The sequence below is a fragment of the Sphingomonas sp. GW822-FHT03G08 genome, assembly GCF_058801135.1.
The window spans coordinates 2,785,857-2,805,321 of record NZ_JBXAMZ010000001.1 but is presented as its reverse complement, the minus strand read 5'-3'; the positions used below and the strand labels follow the sequence as shown (position 1 = coordinate 2,805,321).

22 protein-coding genes are annotated in these 19,465 nt (G+C 68.2%); 15 read left to right on the top strand and 7 right to left on the bottom strand.

Annotated features, from left to right (window positions below; translation table 11 throughout):
- Positions 1-3 precede the first annotated feature (3 nt).
- The 5 genes from rarD to AC1RJ5_RS12925 all read left to right on the top strand — a co-directional run bounded on the left by rarD (position 4) and on the right by AC1RJ5_RS12925 (position 2,852).
- Positions 4-921, top strand: a complete 918-nt coding sequence (gene rarD, locus AC1RJ5_RS12945) for an EamA family transporter RarD (protein WP_493113677.1) — start codon at positions 4-6, stop codon at positions 919-921.
- 231 nt (positions 922-1,152) lie between these two features.
- Positions 1,153-1,488: an ArsR/SmtB family transcription factor gene (locus AC1RJ5_RS12940; protein WP_493113675.1), complete on the top strand. Its 336-nt coding sequence runs from the start codon at positions 1,153-1,155 to the stop codon at positions 1,486-1,488.
- Entirely contained in the window at positions 1,485-1,880 is a 396-nt protein-coding gene (locus tag AC1RJ5_RS12935; RefSeq protein WP_269573532.1) for a VOC family protein, read from the top strand. The genes AC1RJ5_RS12940 and AC1RJ5_RS12935 overlap by 4 nt, the downstream gene beginning before the upstream one ends.
- A complete protein-coding gene (locus tag AC1RJ5_RS12930) occupies positions 1,877-2,320 on the top strand; it encodes an SRPBCC family protein (protein WP_269573533.1) in 444 nt (147 codons plus the stop codon). The genes AC1RJ5_RS12935 and AC1RJ5_RS12930 overlap by 4 nt, the downstream gene beginning before the upstream one ends.
- Entirely contained in the window at positions 2,313-2,852 is a 540-nt protein-coding gene (locus AC1RJ5_RS12925) for an SRPBCC family protein (protein ID WP_269573534.1), read from the top strand. Before AC1RJ5_RS12930 ends, AC1RJ5_RS12925 begins: the two co-directional genes overlap by 8 nt.
- A 152-nt stretch (positions 2,853-3,004) precedes the next feature.
- Here the strand turns inward: AC1RJ5_RS12925 and AC1RJ5_RS12920 are convergent, their stop codons facing one another.
- Complete coding sequence (locus tag AC1RJ5_RS12920) at positions 3,005-4,198, bottom strand: thiolase family protein (RefSeq protein ID WP_493113672.1); 1,194 nt, start codon at positions 4,196-4,198, stop codon at positions 3,005-3,007.
- 104 nt (positions 4,199-4,302) lie between these two features.
- Between AC1RJ5_RS12920 and AC1RJ5_RS12915 the strand changes: the two genes are divergently transcribed.
- Positions 4,303-4,671, top strand: coding sequence for a DUF427 domain-containing protein (locus AC1RJ5_RS12915; protein ID WP_493113670.1), 369 nt, complete (start codon positions 4,303-4,305; stop codon positions 4,669-4,671).
- Here AC1RJ5_RS12915 and AC1RJ5_RS12910 read toward each other — a convergent pair.
- The 5 genes from AC1RJ5_RS12910 to AC1RJ5_RS12890 are packed head-to-tail and all read right to left on the bottom strand — an operon-like array spanning position 4,661 to position 8,119.
- Positions 4,661-5,452 (bottom strand): crotonase/enoyl-CoA hydratase family protein, encoded by a 792-nt coding sequence (locus AC1RJ5_RS12910; protein ID WP_269573537.1) that lies wholly within the window; start codon positions 5,450-5,452, stop codon positions 4,661-4,663. The two genes, AC1RJ5_RS12915 and AC1RJ5_RS12910, sit on opposite strands and share 11 nt — an antisense overlap.
- A 44-nt stretch (positions 5,453-5,496) precedes the next feature.
- Complete coding sequence (locus AC1RJ5_RS12905; protein WP_493113666.1) at positions 5,497-6,096, bottom strand: winged helix-turn-helix domain-containing protein; 600 nt, start codon at positions 6,094-6,096, stop codon at positions 5,497-5,499.
- A 48-nt stretch (positions 6,097-6,144) separates the two neighbouring features.
- On the bottom strand, positions 6,145-7,023 hold the full coding sequence (locus AC1RJ5_RS12900; RefSeq protein ID WP_493113664.1) for a transposase: 879 nt from the start codon (positions 7,021-7,023) through the stop codon (positions 6,145-6,147).
- Positions 7,011-7,961: a hypothetical protein gene (locus AC1RJ5_RS12895; protein ID WP_493113662.1), complete on the bottom strand. Its 951-nt coding sequence runs from the start codon at positions 7,959-7,961 to the stop codon at positions 7,011-7,013. The genes AC1RJ5_RS12900 and AC1RJ5_RS12895 overlap by 13 nt, the downstream gene beginning before the upstream one ends.
- Positions 7,958-8,119, bottom strand: a complete 162-nt coding sequence (locus AC1RJ5_RS12890) for a hypothetical protein (RefSeq protein ID WP_184162555.1) — start codon at positions 8,117-8,119, stop codon at positions 7,958-7,960. The genes AC1RJ5_RS12895 and AC1RJ5_RS12890 overlap by 4 nt, the downstream gene beginning before the upstream one ends.
- A gap of 125 nt (positions 8,120-8,244) precedes the next feature.
- On the opposite strand from AC1RJ5_RS12890, the gene AC1RJ5_RS12885 reads away from it, so the two are divergent.
- Together AC1RJ5_RS12885 and AC1RJ5_RS12880 are read left to right on the top strand one after the other, a co-directional pair.
- Positions 8,245-8,685 carry a PaaI family thioesterase gene (locus AC1RJ5_RS12885; RefSeq protein ID WP_493113660.1) on the top strand — a complete coding sequence of 147 codons (441 nt, stop codon included), beginning with the start codon at positions 8,245-8,247 and terminating at the stop codon, positions 8,683-8,685.
- The gene (locus tag AC1RJ5_RS12880) at positions 8,682-9,056 is read left to right on the top strand and encodes a PaaI family thioesterase (protein ID WP_269573542.1); all 375 of its coding nucleotides are present in this window, start codon (positions 8,682-8,684) and stop codon (positions 9,054-9,056) included. Before AC1RJ5_RS12885 ends, AC1RJ5_RS12880 begins: the two co-directional genes overlap by 4 nt.
- A 363-nt stretch (positions 9,057-9,419) precedes the next feature.
- Here the strand turns inward: AC1RJ5_RS12880 and AC1RJ5_RS12875 are convergent, their stop codons facing one another.
- Complete coding sequence (locus AC1RJ5_RS12875) at positions 9,420-10,658, bottom strand: PQQ-dependent sugar dehydrogenase (protein WP_493113657.1); 1,239 nt, start codon at positions 10,656-10,658, stop codon at positions 9,420-9,422.
- A 276-nt stretch (positions 10,659-10,934) separates the two neighbouring features.
- On the opposite strand from AC1RJ5_RS12875, the gene AC1RJ5_RS12870 reads away from it, so the two are divergent.
- The 7 genes from AC1RJ5_RS12870 to rbfA all read left to right on the top strand — a co-directional run bounded on the left by AC1RJ5_RS12870 (position 10,935) and on the right by rbfA (position 19,423).
- Positions 10,935-12,773 (top strand): alpha/beta hydrolase family protein, encoded by a 1,839-nt coding sequence (locus AC1RJ5_RS12870; protein ID WP_493113655.1) that lies wholly within the window; start codon positions 10,935-10,937, stop codon positions 12,771-12,773.
- A gap of 301 nt (positions 12,774-13,074) precedes the next feature.
- Positions 13,075-13,623 (top strand): ribosome maturation protein RimP, encoded by a 549-nt coding sequence (rimP, locus tag AC1RJ5_RS12865; protein ID WP_342250021.1) that lies wholly within the window; start codon positions 13,075-13,077, stop codon positions 13,621-13,623.
- Positions 13,623-15,239, top strand: a complete 1,617-nt coding sequence (gene nusA, locus AC1RJ5_RS12860; RefSeq protein ID WP_269573546.1) for a transcription termination factor NusA — start codon at positions 13,623-13,625, stop codon at positions 15,237-15,239. Before rimP ends, nusA begins: the two co-directional genes overlap by 1 nt.
- Positions 15,239-15,469, top strand: a complete 231-nt coding sequence (locus tag AC1RJ5_RS12855) for a tautomerase family protein (protein WP_493113652.1) — start codon at positions 15,239-15,241, stop codon at positions 15,467-15,469. The genes nusA and AC1RJ5_RS12855 overlap by 1 nt, the downstream gene beginning before the upstream one ends.
- Complete coding sequence (locus tag AC1RJ5_RS12850) at positions 15,450-16,214, top strand: DUF448 domain-containing protein (RefSeq protein WP_269573547.1); 765 nt, start codon at positions 15,450-15,452, stop codon at positions 16,212-16,214. Before AC1RJ5_RS12855 ends, AC1RJ5_RS12850 begins: the two co-directional genes overlap by 20 nt.
- An 8-nt stretch (positions 16,215-16,222) precedes the next feature.
- Positions 16,223-18,958 (top strand): translation initiation factor IF-2, encoded by a 2,736-nt coding sequence (gene infB / locus AC1RJ5_RS12845; protein WP_269573548.1) that lies wholly within the window; start codon positions 16,223-16,225, stop codon positions 18,956-18,958.
- A 57-nt stretch (positions 18,959-19,015) separates the two neighbouring features.
- A complete protein-coding gene (gene rbfA, locus AC1RJ5_RS12840; RefSeq protein WP_493113649.1) occupies positions 19,016-19,423 on the top strand; it encodes a 30S ribosome-binding factor RbfA in 408 nt (135 codons plus the stop codon).
- Positions 19,424-19,465: the final 42 nt, after the last annotated feature.

Sequence of the window (19,465 nt, the reverse complement as noted above, 5' to 3'; positions counted from 1 at the left end):
GGCATGAGCAGCAGTCCCGCGTCCGCCGATCCCGCCCGCGCTTCCGCCAATCGCGGCCTTGCGCTTGCGGTCGGCGCCTATGGCATCTGGGGTTTCCTGCCGATCTATTTCCACATCCTGTCGAACGTGCCGGCACTCCAGATCCTCGCCCACCGCATCGTCTGGTCGGTGCTGCTGCTCGGCGTGCTGGTCTTCGCGTTCGGCCGGGCAGGCGACATCTGGCGCGCGGCCCGCGGCCGCACCTTCCTCCTGCTCTGCGCCAGCGCGGCGCTGATCGCGATCAACTGGTTCGTCTATATCTGGTCGGTCGAGACCGGCCATGTGCTCGAGGCGAGCCTCGGCTATTTCATCAATCCGCTGGTCAATGTCGCGCTCGGCATGCTCGTGCTCGGCGAGCGGCTGCGGCGCTGGCAGGGCGTGGCGATCGGCATCGCCGCGGCCGGCGTGCTGGTGATGGCGCTGGAGGGTGGCGGGGCGATCTTGATCTCGCTCGCTCTGGCGCTGAGCTTCGGCTTCTACGGCCTGGTCCGCAAGGTGGTGGCGATCGATTCGCTCGGCGGGCTCACGGTCGAGACGATCCTGCTCATTCCCTTCGCCGCTGTCTGGCTGGCCTATACGGCGGGGCAGGGGACCAGCGGCTTCGGTGTCTCCACCAGCCAGAACGCGCTGCTCATCGCCGCCGGCGTCATCACTGCCACGCCCTTGCTGATGTTCGCCGCCGCCGCGCGGCTGCTGCCGCTGTCGATGATGGGCCTGCTCCAGTACATCGCACCGACGCTGCAATTCTTCGTCGCGCTGGCGCTGGGCGAGCCGCTGCGTACCGTCCATCTGGTCGCCTTCCCGCTGATCTGGGCCGGCTGCGCGCTCTACGCCTGGGACAGCATCCGCGCCGCCCGCGCACCGGTGCCGGCTGAGGCGTAAATAACGCTATCAATGTAGGATTTTGTCTGATGGGGTCGGCATATGGCCGACTCCACCGGACCCTCCATGACCTCCGAAGCCCGCGCCGCGGCTGAAGCCGAGCGCGACGCCTTCTTTGCGCGTAAGCGTGACAAGAGATTCAACATTTCTCCGGAAGAATCGCGGAAATCCGCCGAAAATTATTCAACCAATCGGTTGACTATCCCGGCTGGCGCGCAGATATTAAACCACATGGTTGAATATCGACTCGACGCCACCTTCCACGCCCTTGCCGACCCGACGCGGCGCGGCATGCTCGCCCATCTCGCCCAGGGCGAGAAATCGATCGGCGATCTCGCCGAGCCCTTCGCGATGAGCTTCGCCGGCGCGTCCAAGCACCTGAAGGTGCTCGAGGGCGCGGGGCTGGTCGCGCGGCGCAAGGTGGGACGCAGCTATATGTGCGCACTCAAGCCCGCGCCGCTTGCCGAAGCCGAGCAATGGCTGAAGCAATGGGAGAAGTTCTGGACCGTCCGCCTCGATGCGCTCGAAGCGATCATCGCCGCGGACCAGAAGGCGACCCGCTCATGACCCGGGCCACCCCGTTCCTGATGTTCCAGCACGGCAAGGCCCAGGCCGCGCTCGATTTCTGGATCGAGACCGTGCCCGGCAGCCGCATCGAGTCGGTCGAGCGTTTCGGCCCCGACGGGCCCGGCCCCGCAGGCACGATCCTCCGGGCGCATGCGGTGATCGCCGGCCAGGCGGTGATGATCCATGACAGCTTCATCACGCACGGCTTCGATTTCACCCCGAGCTGGTCCTTCTTCCTCGATGTCGCGGACGAAACCGAGTTCGACCGGCTGTTCGCGGCCCTGTCCGAGGGCGGCGGCGTGCTGATGCCGCCCGACAATTATGGCTGGAGCCCCCGCTTCGGCTGGCTGAACGACCGGTTCGGAGTCTCCTGGCAGGTCAACCTGGCATGAGTGCCCCGATCCTCAGCATCACCCGCGCATTCGCCGCGCCGGCCGAGCGCGTGTTCGATGCCTGGCTCGATCCCGCCGATGCGGCACGCTTCCTCTTCGCCACGCCGGACGGCGAGATGGTCCGCTGCGAGATCGACGCGCGAGTCGGTGGCGAGGGGCTGATCGTCGAGCGGCGCGGCACCGGGGAAGTGCCCCATCGACTGCGCTTCGAAGTCATCGAGCGCCCGCAGCGCCTCGTCTTCCTCTTCGCGGCGGGACCGGTCGAGGAAAGTGAATGGACCCGCGTCTCGATTGACATCGCGCCCAGCCACAGCGGCTGCACGCTCACCCTTACCCACGCAATGGATCCCGCCTGGGCCGCCTATGAGGACCAGACCCGCAAGGGCTGGACGATGATCCTCGAAGGCCTGGGCCGTATCACGGAGAAGCACGATGGTTGATACGCTTGCCGCCGACACGATCACCCCGCAGATGCTCCGCTTCGAGCGCGACCTTGCCGCGCCGATCGAGACCGTCTGGCAATATCTGGTCGATCCCGAGCTGCGCGCCCGCTGGTTCATGGGCGGTCCGACCGAGCCGCAGGTCGGCGGCAAGCTCGGCATGACCTTCAACCACCAGAACCTGTCCGATGGCGACGTGCCCAATCCCGAGCGCTACGCCCAGCATCAGGGCAAGGCCTGGTCGGAGACGATCACGCGCTTCGAGCCGCCGCATTTCCTCGCCTTCACCTGGGACAATGGCGATGCCGGTGAAGTGACGATCGAGCTCTTCGCCTTCGCCCCCGACCGCACCCGGCTGGTGCTCACCCACAACCGCCTGCGCGGGGCGGCGGACGCGCGCAATTTCGGCGGCGGCTGGGGCGCCCATCTCGAAGTGCTGCAGCGGCGCCTGGCCGGCGAGCCCGTGGAGAGTTTCTGGGACCTGCACGCCGCGGCCGAGAAGCGCGCGGCGGACGCAGTGGGGCTGGACTGAATCAATCCGTCGCCAAAAACCACTAACCGTCACCCCGGCCTTGTGCCGGGGTCCACTATGCCTCTCGTTTTGACGAAAGAGCTTCTTGCCCATCGCGCGCCTCCCGGTGGACCCCGGCACAAGGCCGGGGTGACGAGGGAGGAAGGCGGGCGTCAGGGAAGCTCGAACAGCCCTGCGGCCCCCATCCCGCCGGCGGTGCACATCGACACCACGACATAGCGCACCCCGCGCTTGCGCCCCTCGATCAGCGCATGGCCCACCAGCCGCGATCCGCTCATCCCGAACGGGTGGCCGATCGCGATGGCGCCGCCATTGACGTTGAGCTTCTCGGGATCGATCCCCAGCGTGTCGCGGCAATAGAGGCACTGGCTGGCGAACGCCTCGTTGATCTCCCACAGGCCGATATCCTCGACCTTCAGCCCTGCGCGCTTGAGCAGCTTCGGCACCGCGAAGACGGGGCCGATCCCCATTTCCTCGGGCTCGCAGCCGGCGGCCTGGAAGCCGCGATAGATGCCCAGGATCTCCTTGCCCTCGGCCTCGGCGGTCTTCCGCTCCATCAGGATCTGGGCGGCGGCGCCGTCGGAAAGCTGGCTGGCATTGCCCGCCGTGATGTACTTGCCTTCCTTGACGAACTGCCCGTCCTTCCAGACGGTCTTGAGCGTGGCCAGCACCTCGGCGGTGGTGCCGCCGCGGATGCCTTCGTCCTGGGTGACGGTCACCGTCTCGCTGCCGGTGCGGTTGCCTTCCTTGTCGAACAGCGCCTTTTCCACCGTGATCGGCACGATCTCCTCGGCAAAGGCACCGTTCTCCAGCCCCGCTGCGGCACGCTGCTGGCTCATCGCGCCGAATTCGTCCTGCGCCGCGCGGCTGATGCCATAGCGCTCGGCGACGATCTCGGCGGTCTCTATCATCGGGATATACGCCGCCGGCACCTTGCCGATCACCGACTGGTTCACATAGCGCGGGGCGTTCTTCATCGTCAGGCTGATCGATTCCATGCCGCCGGCCAGCGCCACGTCGATCTCGTCGGTCATGATCGATCGCGCAGCGAGGGCAATCGCGGTCAGTCCCGATCCGCATTTGCGGTCAAGGCTGAAGGCGGGCACGCTGTGCGGCAGCCCGGCGGCGAACAGCGCCATCCGCGCCATGTTGCCGCCCTCGGTGCCCCATTGGTTGCCCATGCCGTAGAACACGTCGTCGATCCGCGCCGGATCGATGCCGGCGCGTTCCACCGCGGCGTTCATCACATGCGCGGCGAGAACGGGCGCCTCGGTGTCGTTGAAATAGCCGCGGCCCGCCTTGCCGACCCCGGTTCGCGCGGTCGAGACGATCACTGCTTCACGCATGCTGGCACCCTTTCCCGGTTCTTTTTCGAAGATGCGGTATGGCGGCGTGGCGGGGCGATTGCAATGGCCTCGCGCCGCCCCATATCGCCTGCCGGAGGTGGCATATGGTGAGCAAGCCGATCCTGATTCCCGGGCCCGATCATCCGATCACGATCACGCGTTCGGACGCGCATGTCGTGGTCCGTGCCGCCGGCAGGGTGATCGCGGATACGCGCCGCGCGCTCGAGCTGCGCGAGGCCAGTTATCCGCCGGTCCTCTACATCCCGCGCGAGGATGCCGACATGGCGCTGCTCGGCCGCACCGCCCATGCCAGCTATTGCCCGTACAAGGGCGACGCGTCCTATTATTCGATCGTCGGCGGCGTGGAGAATGCGGTGTGGAGCTATGAGGCGCCCTATGCCGCGGTCGAGGCGATCCGCGGCCATCTCGCTTTCTATCCCGACCGGGTCGAGGCGATCGACGTCAGTCTTTGAACACTGGCGGACGCTTCTGCATGTTGGCGATCACCGCTTCCATCTGGTTCGGCGTGCGTAGCAGCGCGGCCTGTTCGCGGCTCTCGGCGAGCAGGATGTCGCCGGCGTCGCCCTCCAGGTTGGCGAGGCGCTTGGCGGCGCGGATCGCGTGCGGGTTGCGCCCGGCGATCGCCTGGGCCAGCGCCATCGCCTCGGCATGCGGATCCTCGGCGATGCGGGTGACGAAGCCCAGGCGTTGGGCTTCCTCGGCCTCGAACTCGCGGGCGGTATATGCCAGCTCGCGCAGCACGTCGTCGCGGACATTGCCGTGCCACAGCGCATAGCCGGCCATGTCGGGCACGATGCCCCATTTCATCTCCATCACCGACAGGCGGGTGCCGGATGCGGCGATGCGTATGTCCGCGCCGCTGGCGATCTGCAGCCCGCCGCCGAACGCGACGCCGTGGAGCGCGGCGATCACCGGCACCGGGAGGGTGCGCCAGCCCCAGGCGACCTGCTGATAGTCATTGGCCAGGCCGTGGGTGCGCGCGGCGATGTCGAGGTCCTTGGCGCCGCCCAGGCCGCTCTGCGCCATGCTCGCCATGTCGAGCCCGGCGCAGAAGCCGCGCCCCTCGCCGGAAAGGACGACGGCGCGCAGGCCGGGTTCCTGCTCCAGCCGGGCGATCGCGGCGATGATGCCGGTGAACATCGCCGGGTCGAGCGCGTTGAGCTTGTCCGGCCGGGCCAGCCTTACGTCGGCGACGCCTTCGTGGATGTCGATCGTGACACGCTGCTCGGTCATGGCTTGGCTCTCTCCCTTATATGGGGGCCACGATAGCGGCGCGATCACGCCGCGCACAACCGGTAGCCGCGCCCCTTGTCGGTGCGCAGCATCGGAATCGCAAAGCCGCGATCGAGCTTTGCACGCAGTCTTGAGACATGAACTTCGACAACGTTGGTGCCAGGATCGAATCCCAGCCCCCACACCGCGGACAGCAGTTCATTCCGCCCGCTCGGCCGCTCCCCCTGCCGGACGAGATGGAGCAGCAGCGCATATTCGCGGGGCAGCAGCCGGATGAGATGGCCCGCCCGCGTCACCCGCCGCTCCACCTGATCGATGCGCAGTTCGCCCAGCACGATCTCGGGCCGGCGCCGGATGCGCGCGGCAAGCCGGGCGGCGATCTCCTCGACGCTGGTGGAGGCGGGCATCGCGTCCTCGGCACCGGCATCGAGCGCCAGGGCGACGCTGTCGCTGTCGGCCAGCAGGAGCAGCAATGGTCCCTGCCATCCGATCGCGTGGATGCGCGCGATCGTCTCGGGCCTTCCTCTCACCAGCGCCGCATCCGCCGCCACGCCGGGTACGAACCGCACCAGCCCAAGGCCGCGTGCGGCGGCGGCTTCGGCCAGGCCGGGCATCTCCAGATTACAGGCGACTATGGCGGTCACGGTGCGAGGGTAACGGCGATAGCTCCGTTTCCGTGGCGATCATGTCCGTTACGGACCCAGTCGCGCCCGGGCGTGACCGGCGACGATACGGTCGGGATCGTCCACCGCCTTTTCGAAGCGCGCCGCCGCCTCGCCCGGCAGCGCGGAGGCAAGGGCGTCGAGCGCCGTCACCCGCATCCGGGAACAGGGGTGGTCGCGGGCAAAGCGTTCGGCCAGGTCGAGGCCGTTGCCGAGATGCACGGCAATCGCGACCAGCGCCTCGGCTGCGGTCACCGTCAGGCCTTGCGCGATCGTGCCGCGTGCGATGTCGAAGCGATACTGGTCGAGCCAGGGCTGGGCGGGATCGGCGCCGAGGATGTTGAGCGAGACCGACATGCTGTCCGGCGGCAGCTGGACGTGGATGTCACGCCGCATCCGGTAGAGCATCAGCTTGCCCTGCTCGAGCCGCGATCGCTCGACGAAGCGCAGCCCTGCATCCTCGCCCGGCAGGCCGGCGAGCGGGGCGACATCATACTCATAATAGTCGCTCCAATAGCCCGGGCCGCGATAACCCCATGTCAGAAATGGAAAATTATGATCGTGCGGCAGATCATAGAAGAACGCCGCCGGGCCGCTGGCGCGGGTGATCGGGTCCTCGCGTGCCGGCCAGAAATTGGCGCGCAGCACATAGCGGCCATTGGGCGGGCGCAGCAGGAAGACCTGGGCGCCATAGCCATTGCCTGTGACCTGCCCGGCGCAATTCGCCTTGAGCTCGGCGATGGCGAGATCGGCGAGGAAATCCGGGTTTCGACCCAGTCGGGCAAGCAGCGGGCCCCAGCTGGCGAAGGCGTCCTCGTCGCGGGCATCGACCGGGTTGGCGTCGAGCGCTTCGACCAGATCGCAGAGGCCGATCGCGTTGCCCGTGCCGGGATCGATCAGGCGAGGCATGGCGTTTCCAGCTTTGCGCGCACCACCGCCAGCGTCCGGCCCGCTGCCTCGCGCACCTCCGCATGGAGATCGCTTTCCGCCATTGCTCCCAGCCGCGGAAGGGCGGCGCGGGCGTCGAGCGCCAGCCATTCGCGCATCGCCGCCCAGCGCAGGTGGAAGGCCGGATCATGGGTCGCCTGCTCGAAGCAGGGGCCAGCATCGGCGCGGCCGGCCAGGCGGAGGAAGGCGAGCAACATCTCGGTGCGCGAGGCGCGGTCGTCGCCGCTGGCGATACAGAGCAGCCGGCCGTCCGCGATCGCATGCTCGCGCATCAGCGGTGCCCCGGCACGGGCGGTGGCGACGAGCGTGACCACGTCAAGGGTCGCATCGGCGAGCAACTGCGCCTCGCTGCGTCCGTCGATCGCCACCACTGCGCCATCGGCAAGGTGGAGCGGCGCTTCCTCCAAACAGGGCGGAGCGGCATCAGCGCGGAATTCAGCCTCGGCAGGGGCCGTGCGCCAGCGCCGCAGCGTGGCGCCACCCGCGCGGACATAGCGCGTCACTGCCAGCCGGCCGGTGAAGGTGCAGCTGGACGGCGGGGGCCTGCGCCGTATCTCCGCCGCGCTGGTGACGCTGGCGGAGAGCTTCACCGCCGGGCATTCGAACAGCACCGCGCCGATCCGCAGCGGATCGCGGCTTACGCGGAAGGGCGGCTCGAACAGCGGATCGGCCGCAAGCGCCTCGACCAGCGGGCGGAGCAGCGCCTCGGCCCAGCTGGCGTCGCATAGCATCTCCGCGGCAAGGGCAATTGCTGCTTCCCCATCGCCGGCGGGGCAGTCGGCGAAGCGGGCGGCGAGCGTGCGATAGGCAGGCCCCGCGCGCCATGCCCGTACCGTGCCGGGCGCCGCGGCCCGGGCGGTGACGATCGCGGCGCGGGTGGCCGCGTCGATTCCGTTCATGCGAAGTCGGGCACCATCTCGTAGATCAGGATCGCGATGCCGACGATCAGCTCGAACAGGTCATCGACGTCCCGATCCACGGCGGCCAGCGTGCCGTGCATCGCGACATTGGTACCCAGCTCGGCGATCTCGCCGAGATCGATCTTCAGCAACCCCATATTTCCCCCTCTTCCGGGAAGGACCCGACAAAGGGGAGGCTAGGGGCGGGTCGATATGGTGCATCTTACAAGCATGTAATTGCCCCCATTTGCGTGCCATCCGCCGCCGCGCTAGGGCCGGGCTTATGAGCCAAGCGGCCCCTTCCACCTTCGATCCCCTGCGCTTCTTCGAGCTGCGCTTCGCCAGCCATGGCACGCGGCTTGGCATCGGCTACCGGGACCATGGCCCGGACTGGGCCGAGCTCGAGCTGCCGTACCGCGAGGACATGATCGGCGACCCGGCGTCGGGCGTGCTCGCATCGGGGCCGATCCTGGCGCTGATGGACATGGCCACCGCCGTCTCGGTCTGGCTGCGTGCCGGCGCCTTCGTGCCCCAGGCGACGCTCGACCTGCGGATCGACTATCTGCGCCCCGCAACGCCCGGACGCGCGGTGATCGGCCGCGGTGAATGCTACCGCCTGACCCGCTCGATCGCGTTCGTGCGCGGCCAGGCGCATGACGGCGATCCGAACGACCCGATCGCGCACGTCGCCGGTACCTTCATGGCGACGGAGGGATACCGGTGATCCTGCCCCCTTACGCCGAACTGCTCGGCCTCACGGTCGAACCCGGCGAGGATGCGCCGGTACTGGTGATGCCCTTCGGCCCCGATGTGCTCGGCCGGCCCGGCTTCCTGCATGGCGGCGCGATCGGCGGGCTGCTCGAGATGGCGGCGGTCGGCGCGCTATGGCAGGCGCTCGGCACCGACGAGACCCAGGTCAAGCCGATCAACCTGACGGTGGATTACATGCGCGGTGGCCGCGACAAGCCGACGCGTGCCCGGGGCATCGTCACCCGGCTCGGCACCCGCGTCGCCAATGTCGAGGCAGTCGCCTGGCAGGACGAGCCCGACCGGCCGATCGCCGCGGCGCGGATGAACTACCTGATCCTGCGCTAGGGCGGCGTCCTACACCGACTGGGGCGAGGCCCGCGAAAGTACACGAAGTACAGGCCCAAGAGCCGGTTTGGCGGGCTGCTATTCTGCCCACTTTCCCGGGTCCGCGTCGCATCTCGCAACATTGTTGCGTGCACGCGATCCTATCTTTCCTACAGGGGCAAACAGCGGCCGGCCCCGGGGAGCCGACCGCATCATCCCGGCAGGCGCAATCCTGCATTGCAAGCGGTGGGAGCAGTCGATCCGGTCTTGCGCTTCCCAGCCTGCCTGTTCCCCAGCGAAGGCCGGGGCCCAGGGTAAAAGAGCGACACGGCAGAGAAACCCCGGGCCCCGGCTTTCGCCGGGGAACGGGTTTGTCCGCAGCCCTTACTTCGGCATCAGCTTGAACAACCGCCCGTTAACCCGTCCGGCATCCTCGAGCAGCCACACCGCGCCGTCCGGCCCCTGGACGACGTCGCGGATGCGCATGTTGAGCACCCATTGGTCGGCCTTGCTCGCCTTGTCGCCGTTGAGCGCCACGCGGATCAGCCCGCGCCCGGAAAGCGCGCCGATCAGCAGCGAGCCCTTCCACTGCGGGAAGAGATTGCCCGAATAATAGGCCATGCCGCCCGGCGAGATGGCGGGGTTCCAGAACACCTTGGGCGCCTCATAGCCGTCGCCCGGCGCATGATCGGGGATCGGCGTGCCGTCGTAATTGTCGCCGTTGGAGACATTGGGCCAGCCATAGTTCCGGCCCTTGACGATCAGATTGACCTCGTCGCCGCCCTTGGGGCCCATCTCGACTTCCCAGAGCCGGCCGCCGCCATCGAACACCAGCCCATAGGGATTGCGATGGCCGAGGCTCCAGGTCTCGGCGGGAACCAGGTTCGTGCCCTCCACCGCGACGGTGCGGCTGGGCGCGGTCCTGGCGAGCTCGGTGTTCTTGGGCGGATCGGTGACGGTCACGGTCGCGCTGCCGGTCTTGCCCGCCCAGGGATTGCCGGCCGCCGGCTTGCCGTCGAGCGTCAGGTGCAGGATCTTGCCGAGCGCCTGGTTGGGATCCTGGGCGGGGGTGAAGCGCTGGCGCTCGCCCGAGGTGAGGAACAGCGACTTGCCGTCGGGCGCGAAGGCGATGACCGCACCGAACTGGCCGCCCTTGCCGTCCGCCCCGGCGCGCCACAGCACCTGCGGATTGGTGAGCGCGGGCGTCGTGCCATCGACGAAGGTGGCGCGGGCCAGCGCGAGGCTGGAGCCGTCCGGGCGCGGCTCGGCATAGGTGTAATAGACCTGGCGGCTCTTCGCGAAGTCCGGCGCCGGGATCACGTCGAGCAGGCCGCCCTGGCCCTGGAACACGACATCGACGTTCGCGATGGTCTGCGACTGCTTGCCGTCCGCCGAGACGAGCAGGATCTTGCCGGCCTTCTCGGTCACCAGCATGCGGCCGTCGGGCAGGAAGGCCAGTGCCCAGGGCGTATCGAAATCGGCGACCTGGGTCATGGTGAAGGGCAGGGCGGGATCGGGCGCCGGGCTGGGCGTGGCCTGGGGCTCGGCGGACACGCCCGAACCGGCATTGCATGCCGCGAGCAGGGCAATGGCGGGCAGTGCCGCGCGAAGCTTCGTCTTCATGTCCACGATCCCTCTTTGGTTCCGGCGGGGCCAACGCGCCGTTTGGGCGCCGGCTCCGCATGCCGCGCCATTCTGTGCAGTCGCGGGCGCGCTGCCAAGGCCAAGCTTGCCGGCGCATTGCAGGTCATAACGCTGCCGTTTCAATAAGTTGCGCAAATCTACGGTATTGCGCAATTTTCGATCTCCCATCATCCTCGCCCTCGGACTCGGGTGGGGGTTTCGTTGACGCAGTTTCGCCGGGCAGGCGCCGCCGGATTGGCGGCCATTCTCGCTTTGATGACCGTGGCGCGGGCCGATCCCGGGCCGGCGATGCCGCCGAGCGCGGCCGAACTGCTCGCCCCGGCGGCGATCGAGGACCCGCAGCTTTCCCCCGATGGCAGCCGCATCGTCGCCCGGATCGGGGCCGAGGGCCGGTTGATGCTGTTCGACCCGAAGCGCCCTGACCTTGCCGCGTATCCCGTAGCGTTGCCCCAGGGCGAGCGGCTCGAATGGTATTTCTGGCTGGCGCCGGGCCGGCTGCTCGCCAGCCTGACACGCGACGAGGCCAAATCGACCACCCGGCTGGTCGAGATCGACGTGGCGCGCGGCCAGCTTGCCCAGCTCGGGCAGGCACGCGTCGCCGGAAGGGGCGAGGAACTGCTCCATGTCGATCGCAAGGCCGGTTTCCTGCTGCTCAAGACGCGCGATCGCCGCCGGGACACGCCTTCGGTGTGGCGAATCGACCTGGCCAGTGGCGCGGCGACACTCGCGGTGGCGGCCCAGCCGCATGTCCAGGACTGGGTGGTCGATGGCGCCGGGGTGGTGCGCGCCGGCGTGGGCGCCAAGGACGACAAGGCCTGGCTGGTCTATCGCCGGGGCGAGGCTGACGGGTTCAGTCGCGAGGGCAATGACGTTGCCGGCACCGATCCCGAGATCGCCCAGTTCGCGCCCGTCCAGGGCAGCGACCAGGGCTATGCGCTGGCCGAGGCGCCGTCCGGGCGGATCGGTCTCTACACCTATGATTTCCGCGCCGGCCGGCTGGGGGCGCTGGTCTATGAGAATGGCAAGGCCGATCTCGACGGGTTCGAGCTGACTCCGGACGGCAAGCCCGCCGGCGTTGCCTATACCGATGATCGCGACCGGATGCTGTGGTTCGACGGGGCGATGCGCAGCCGCCAGGCGGCGATCGACGCGGCGCTGCCCGGGCGGGTCAACCGCGTGGTCTCGGCCAGCGACGATCAGCGCGCGCTGCTGGTCTACAGCGCCTCGGCGAGCGATCCGGGCGTCTATTATCTGTTCGCCGACGGCCAGGCCCGGCGCTTCGCCGCGATCAATCCGGCGCTCGACGGCAAGCAGCTCGCGCCGGTGACGACCATCCATTACGCGGCGCGCGACGGCCTGAAGATCGACGGCTATCTGACGTTGCCGGCCGGGCGCGCGGCCAGGGACCTGCCGCTGATCGTGATGCCGCATGGCGGGCCGTTCGCGCGCGACAGCTGGGACTATGATCCCTGGGTCCAGTATCTCGCGGGCAAGGGCTATGCGGTGCTCCAGCCCAATTATCGCGGCTCGACCGGATTCGGCCGGGCGATGACCGCGCGCGGCGACGGCGAATGGGGCCGCGGCATGCAGGACGATGTCGATGACGGCGTCGCCTGGCTGGCGAAGCGCGGCACGATCGATGCGAAGCGGGTGTGCATCATGGGCGCCTCCTATGGCGGCTATGCCGCGATGTGGGCGGCGGCGCGCGACAACCGGACCTATCGCTGCGCGATCAGCTATGCCGGCATCTCCGACGTCCGCGCCCAGCTCGACTATGACCACAAGACCTTCGAGGAGCGCGCCTTCCGTGCCTGGCGGGCCCGCATCCAGGGCAAGGCGCCGTCGCTCGAATCGATCTCGCCGGTCACCTATGCCGGCCAGCTCGCCATGCCGATCCTGATCGCGCACGGCACCGCCGACCAGACAGTGCCGGTCGACCAGTCCGAGCGGCTGCACGATGCGCTGACCCGGGCGGGCAAGGCGCATGAGTTCGTCGTCTATCCGGGCGAAGATCACACGATGCACGATCCGGCGAACGAGGCGGATTTCCTGCAGAGGGTGGGCAGGTTCCTCGACGCGCATAATCCCGGGTAGGCGGAGGCGCGGCTTCCTTCGTTTCCGATCGTCACTCCGGCCTTGTGCCGGGGTCCACTGCGCCTTGCGCAATACGGCAAAGAACCTCTTGTCCAGCGCCTGCCTCCCGGTGGCCCCCGGCACAAGGCCGGGGTGACGGAGGGATGGAGCAGGGGGTGTCTCCCCTGATTCCCAACCCCTCTTGCCCCCAACCGGGCAAGTGCGTATATCGCCAGTGCTTTCTCGACATCGTCAAACATGCCGAGGTCGGGGCCCGCAGGGCTCCGGCTCCGAAGCTGCTTGACCATTACCGGAGTCCCGCGTGGCGAATATTGCCGACCTCACCAAGCTGATCGAACCCGAAGCACAGGCGCTCGGGCTCGTGCTGGTGCGCGTCAAGATGTTCGGCGGGACCAGCGATCCGACGCTGCAGGTGATGGCCGAGCGCCCGGATACCCGCCAGCTCACCATCGACGATTGCGCCGACCTGTCGCGCCGCATCTCCGATGTGTTCGACGCGCTGGAGGAAGCGGGCAAGGACCCGTTCGACCATGCCTATCGCCTCGAGGTCAGCTCGCCCGGCATCGACCGGCCGCTGACCCGTGCGCAGGATTTCGAGGACTGGAAGGGCCATGAGGCGCGCCTCAACCTGGTCGAGCCGCTCGAGGACGGGCGCAAGCAGCTCACCGGCGACCTGATCGGCGCCGAGGGCGACATGATCTCGATCGATGTCCGCAAGTACAAGGTGGTCAGCGTTCCGTTCGGCGCCGTCGCCGACGCCAAGCTGCTGATGACCGACAAGCTCATTGCCGCAACCGTGCCGCTCTCCGCCGAGGGCGCCGAAGAATACGAAGCAGAGGAAAACGACTGATGGCCACCGCCATTTCCGCCAACAAGGCCGAGCTGCTTGCCATCGCCGATTCGGTCGCGAAGGAAAAGCTGATCGACAAGGCCATCGTCATCGAGGCGATGGAAGACGCGATCCAGCGCGCCGCGAAGAATCGCTACGGCGTCGAGAACGACATCCGCGCCAAGCTCGACCCGAACACCGGCGACCTGCGCCTGTGGCGCGTCGTCGAAGTGGTCGAGCTGGTCGATGACTATTTCAAGCAGGTCGACGTCAACCAGGCGCAGAAGCTCCAGAAGGGCGCGGCCGTGGGCGACTATATCGTCGATCCGCTGCCCCCGATCGAGTTCGGCCGCATCCAGGCCCAGGCTTCGAAGCAGATCATCTTCCAGAAGGTCCGCGACGCCGAGCGCGAGCGCCAGTTCGACGAGTTCAAGGACCGGATGGGCGAGATCATCACCGGTGTGGTGAAGCGCGTCGAGTTCGGCCATGTGGTCGTTGACCTGGGCCGTGCCGAAGGCGTGATCCGCCGCGACCAGCAGATCCCGCGCGAAGTGGTTCGCGTCGGTGATCGCGTCCGCTCGATCATCCTCAACGTCCGCCGCGAGAACCGCGGCCCGCAGATCTTCCTCAGCCGCGCGCATCCGGACTTCATGAAGAAGCTGTTCGCGCAGGAAGTGCCCGAGATCTACGACGGCATCATCGAGATCAAGGCCGCTGCCCGCGATCCGGGCTCGCGCGCCAAGATCGGCGTCATCTCGCATGACAGCTCGATCGATCCGGTCGGCGCCTGCGTCGGCATGAAGGGCTCGCGCGTCCAGGCCGTCGTGCAGGAGATGCAGGGCGAGAAGATCGACATCATCCCCTGGTCGCCCGACACCGCGACCTTCGTCGTCAACGCGCTGCAGCCGGCCAATGTCAGCCGCGTCGTGATCGACGAGGAAGAGGATCGTATCGAAGTCGTCGTTCCCGACGACCAGCTCAGCCTCGCCATCGGCCGTCGCGGCCAGAATGTGCGCCTGGCTTCGCAGCTGACCGCCAAGGCGATCGACATCCTCACCGAGACCGACGCCAGCGAGAAGCGCCAGGCCGAGTTCGTCGCGAACAGCGAGATGTTCCAGAACGAGCTCGACGTCGATGAGACGCTGGCCCAGCTGCTGGTCGCCGAGGGCTTCAGCAGCCTCGAGGAAGTCGCCTATGTCGAGCTCGACGAGATCGCTTCGATCGAGGGCTTCGACGAGGAGCTCGGCCAGGAGCTGCAGAGCCGCGCGCAGGAAGCGCTGGAGCGCCGCGAGGAAGCCAATCGCACCGCCCGCCGCGAGCTGGGCGTCGAGGACGACCTCGCCACCATGCCGTATCTGACCGAGGCGATGCTGGTCACGCTCGGCAAGGCCGGCATCCGGACGCTCGACGACCTCGCCGACCTGGCGACCGACGAGCTGGTGCAGAAGAAGCGCGCCGAGCCGCGCCGCCGCAACGAGGACGCGCCGAAGCGCGAGCAGGACAAGGGCGGGATCCTCGCCGAGTACGGCCTCAGCGACGAGCAGGGCAACGAGATCATCATGGCGGCCCGCGCCCACTGGTTCGAGGACGAGGCCCCCGCGGCCGAGACCGCCGAAGCCTCGGAGGGTGATGCCTGATGCCGTTCATCGACATCCGTCTGGCCGGCCCGGCTACCCGCGAGCAGAAGGCCGGCATCGTCGCTGACGTGACGGCCTCCATGGTCGCGCGCCTGGGCAAGTCGGCGGCTGCCGTGCAGGTCAACATCACGGAACTGAGCCTCGAGAATTACGGTGCGGGCGGGCAGCTGATCGCTGACCGCAACGCCGCGCCGGTGCAGGGAGACGCGCATGCGGAACCCTCACAATGATAGCGCTCGGCTAAAGGCCAAGGGGACCACTCCTTCCGCGGCGCGGGAGGGGAAGGATCCGGTGCGCACCTGCGTGCTGTCGCGTGCGGAAGCCCCGCGCGACGGGCTGATTCGACTCGCGCTGTCGCCGGATGGCGAAGTGCTGCCCGATGTCCGCGCCAAGGCGCCGGGCCGCGGCGCCTGGATCGGCGTGACGCGGACGGAACTCGAAGCGTCTGGCAAGAAGCTCCGGGGCGTACTTGCGCGTGCCTTCAAGGGCGCCGAGCTGCGCATTCCCGAGGATCTCGGCGCGCGGATCGAGGAGCAGCTGCAGCGCAACGCGCTCGACCGGCTGGGTCTCGAGTTCAAGGCCGGGCATGTCGCGATCGGCGGCGACCGCATCCAGGAAGCCGCGCGCAGCGGCCGCCTGCACCTGCTGCTCCATGCGAGCGACGCGAGCGAGGACGGGGCGCGCAAGCTCGCCCAGGCCTGGCGCGTCGGCCTCGATGAAGAAGGAAGCGGGCGCAAGGGCTTAACATTGCCGATCCCGCGCACCATATTGTCCTTGGCGCTTGGCCGCGAAAATGTGGTACATGCCGGCCTGACCGACGCCAAAGCAGCCGCCCGGACGAGCGAAGCACTCGATCGGTGGCTGCACTTTATCGGACCCGATTCCACCTCCCGCCCTTGCGAAACCGCTTCGCAAGGCGCATCGGCGCTTCCGTCGGAAGCGTCCGTAGACGAACGACAGACTGAAGGACTTTAGGCAGCCGCATGAGCGACACGGACAACGATAAGCCGAAACTGGGCATGCGCGCGCCGCTGGGGATCAAGCGCACGGTCGAGACGGGCCAGGTGAAGCAGAGCTTCAGCCATGGCCGCTCGAACACGGTGATCGTCGAGACCAAGAAGGCGCGCGTCTTCCGCAAGCCGGGCGAAGGCCCGGCGGAAGCGCCCGCCCCTGAACCGCAGGTCGCAGCACCTGCGCAGCCGGTCGCGCCGCCGCCTCCGCCGCCCGCCCCGCGTCCGCCGGTCTCGAACGAGTCCGCGCAGGAGCGCCAGGCCCGTCTGCTGCGCGAGGCCGACGAGCAGCGCATGCAGGCGCTCGAGGAAGCGCGCCGCCGCGAGGAGCGCGAACGTGCCGAGGCCGCCGAGGCCGAAGCGCGCCGCGTAGAGGAAAAGGCCCGTGCCGAAGCGGAGGCCGCCAAGGCGCCGCCGGCGCCCGAGCCCACGCCTGCTCCGGCACCCGCGCCTGCGCCCGCTCCGGAAGCGCCGAAGGTGGAGGCCGCCGCTCCGGCGCCCGCGCCCAAGCCTGCGCCCGCTCCGGCACCCGCACCGACTCCGGCCCCGCCGCCGGCTCCGGTTGCGCTGCAGCTCGACCCGAGCCGCCCGGCGCCGCGCCTGTTCACCCCGGTGCAGCGTCCCGAGATCCCCAAGCCGCAGCCCAAGCCCGAGCCGAAGCCCGAGGCTGCTGCCCCGGCCCCGACTCAGGCCGCGCGCCCGGCCAGCGCCGGTGCGCCCGCATCGCGTCCCGCCCCCACGGGCGGTGCGCCGGTGCGCCGTGGCCCCGAGCCCGCGCGTCCGCAGCAGCGCGACCGCAAGGGCGACGACCGCCGCCAGTCGGGCAAGCTCACCGTCAATCGCGCCCTGGGTGGCGAGGACGGCGCGCGTGCCCGCTCGCTCGCCGCGCTGAAGCGCGCCCGCGAGAAGGAACACCGTCGTTCGTACGGTGGCTCGTCGGCGCCGCGCGAGAAGCAGGTCCGCGACGTGGTCGTCCCCGAGGCGATCACCGTGCAGGAACTCGCCAATCGTATGGCCGAGAAGGGCAGCGACCTGGTGAAGGCGCTGTTCAAGATGGGCATGCCGGTCACCATCACGCAGACGATCGACCAGGACACCGCCGAGCTGCTGGTCACCGAATTCGGCCACAACCTGCAGCGCGTCAGCGAGAGCGACGTCGACCTGGACGTGGCCGAGGCCGATGCGGCCGAGACGCTGAAGCCGCGCGCCCCGGTGGTGACGATCATGGGTCACGTCGACCACGGCAAGACCTCGCTGCTCGATGCCCTGCGCGGCACCGACGTGGTGAAGGGCGAAGCCGGCGGCATCACCCAGCATATCGGCGCCTATCAGGTCACGCTGAAGGACAAGTCGAAGATCACCTTCCTCGACACCCCGGGCCACGAGGCGTTCACCCAGATGCGCGCCCGTGGTGCCGACATCACCGACATCGTCGTGCTGGTGGTCGCCGCGAATGACGGCCTGATGCCGCAGACGATCGAGGCGATCAATCACACCAAGGCGGCGGGCGTGCCGATGATCGTGGCGATCAACAAGGTCGACCTCGACAGCGCCAATCCGCAGCGCGTGCGCGAGCGTCTGCTCGAGCATGAAGTGATCGTCGAGGAGATGGGCGGCGAGACCCAGGACGTCGAAGTCTCGGCGCTCAAGAAGATCGGCCTCGACGACCTGATCGCCAAGATCCAGATCCAGGCCGAACTGCTCGACCTCAAGGCCAATCCGGACCGCGAGGCCGAAGGCACGGTGATCGAGGCCAAGCTCGACAAGGGCCGCGGCCCGGTCGCGACGATCCTGGTCAACCGCGGCACGCTCAAGGTCGGTGACGTGTTCGTCGTCGGCGCCGAGAGCGGCAAGGTCCGCGCGCTGGTCAACGACAAGGGTCAGCAGGTCAAGGAAGCCGGCCCGGCCGTTCCGGTCGAAGTGCTCGGTCTCTCCGGCGTGCCGATGGCGGGTGATCCGCTCCAGGTCGTCGAGAACGAAGCGCGTGCCCGCGAAGTCGCCGAGTATCGCCAGGGCGTTGCGCTGCAGAAGCGCACGACCCAGGCTCCTGCCAGCCTCGAGAGCATGTTCTCGGCGCTCAAGGAAAAGCAGGCGATGGAATATCCGCTGGTCGTCAAGGCGGATACCCAGGGCACGGTCGAGGCGATCGTCGCGGCGATCAACAAGATCAGCACCGACGACATCAAGGCGCGCGTGCTTCATTCGGGCGTGGGCGGCATCACCGAGAGCGACGTGTCGCTCGCCGGCGCCGCCGGTGCCCCGATCATCGGCTTCAACGTCCGCCCGAACGCCAAGGCGCGCGAGATCGCCGAGCGCAACAAGGTCGCGTTCAAATATTATGACGTGATCTACGACCTGACCGACGAGATCCGCGCGGGCATGGCCGGCCAGCTTGGTCCGGAAGCCTTCGAAACCGTCGTCGGCCGCGCCGAGATCAAGGAAGTCTTCTCGGCAGGCAAGCACGGCAAGGCTGCCGGTCTGCTGGTCACCGAGGGCGCGATCCGCAAGGCGCTCAAGGCGCGCATCACCCGGGACGATGTCATCATCTACCAGGGCGAGATCGCGTCGCTGCGCCGCTTCAAGGACGATGTCCCCGAAGTGCGCGCCGGCCTGGAGTGCGGTGTGACGTTCAGCCAGAACTTCACCGACATCAAGGCGGGCGACTATCTCGAAACCTTCGAAGTCGAGATGCGCGAGCGTACGCTCTAAGCTGTTTTCCCTCCCTCTCCTTGCCTGCAAGGTGGGGGAGGGAGCGGAGATCAGGCCATGAAGACGCAGACCACCACCGAAGAACGTTCCGTCCGCCTTCTGCGCGTGGGCGAGCAGGTGCGTCATGTGCTGAGCGAGATCCTGCAGCGCGGCGACGTGCATGACGAGGTGCTGGCCAAGCACATGGTCTCGATCACCGAAGTGCGCATGTCGCCCGACCTGCGCCACGCGACGGTGTTCGTGAAGCCGCTGCTCGGCAGGGACGAGGAAGTGGTGATCAAGGCGCTGCGCACCAACACCGCCTATCTCCAGCGCGAAGTCGCCCACCGGGTGAAGATGAAATACGCGGCCAAGCTCAAGTTCCTGGCGGACGAGAGCTTCGACGAGGGCAGCCATATCGACAAGCTGCTGCGCGATCCCAAGGTGGCGCAGGACCTGGGCGACGAGGACGGCGCCGCGGGCTGAGGCTTCCTGCATCCACAGGATAAGCGCGCGGGGCGATTGACC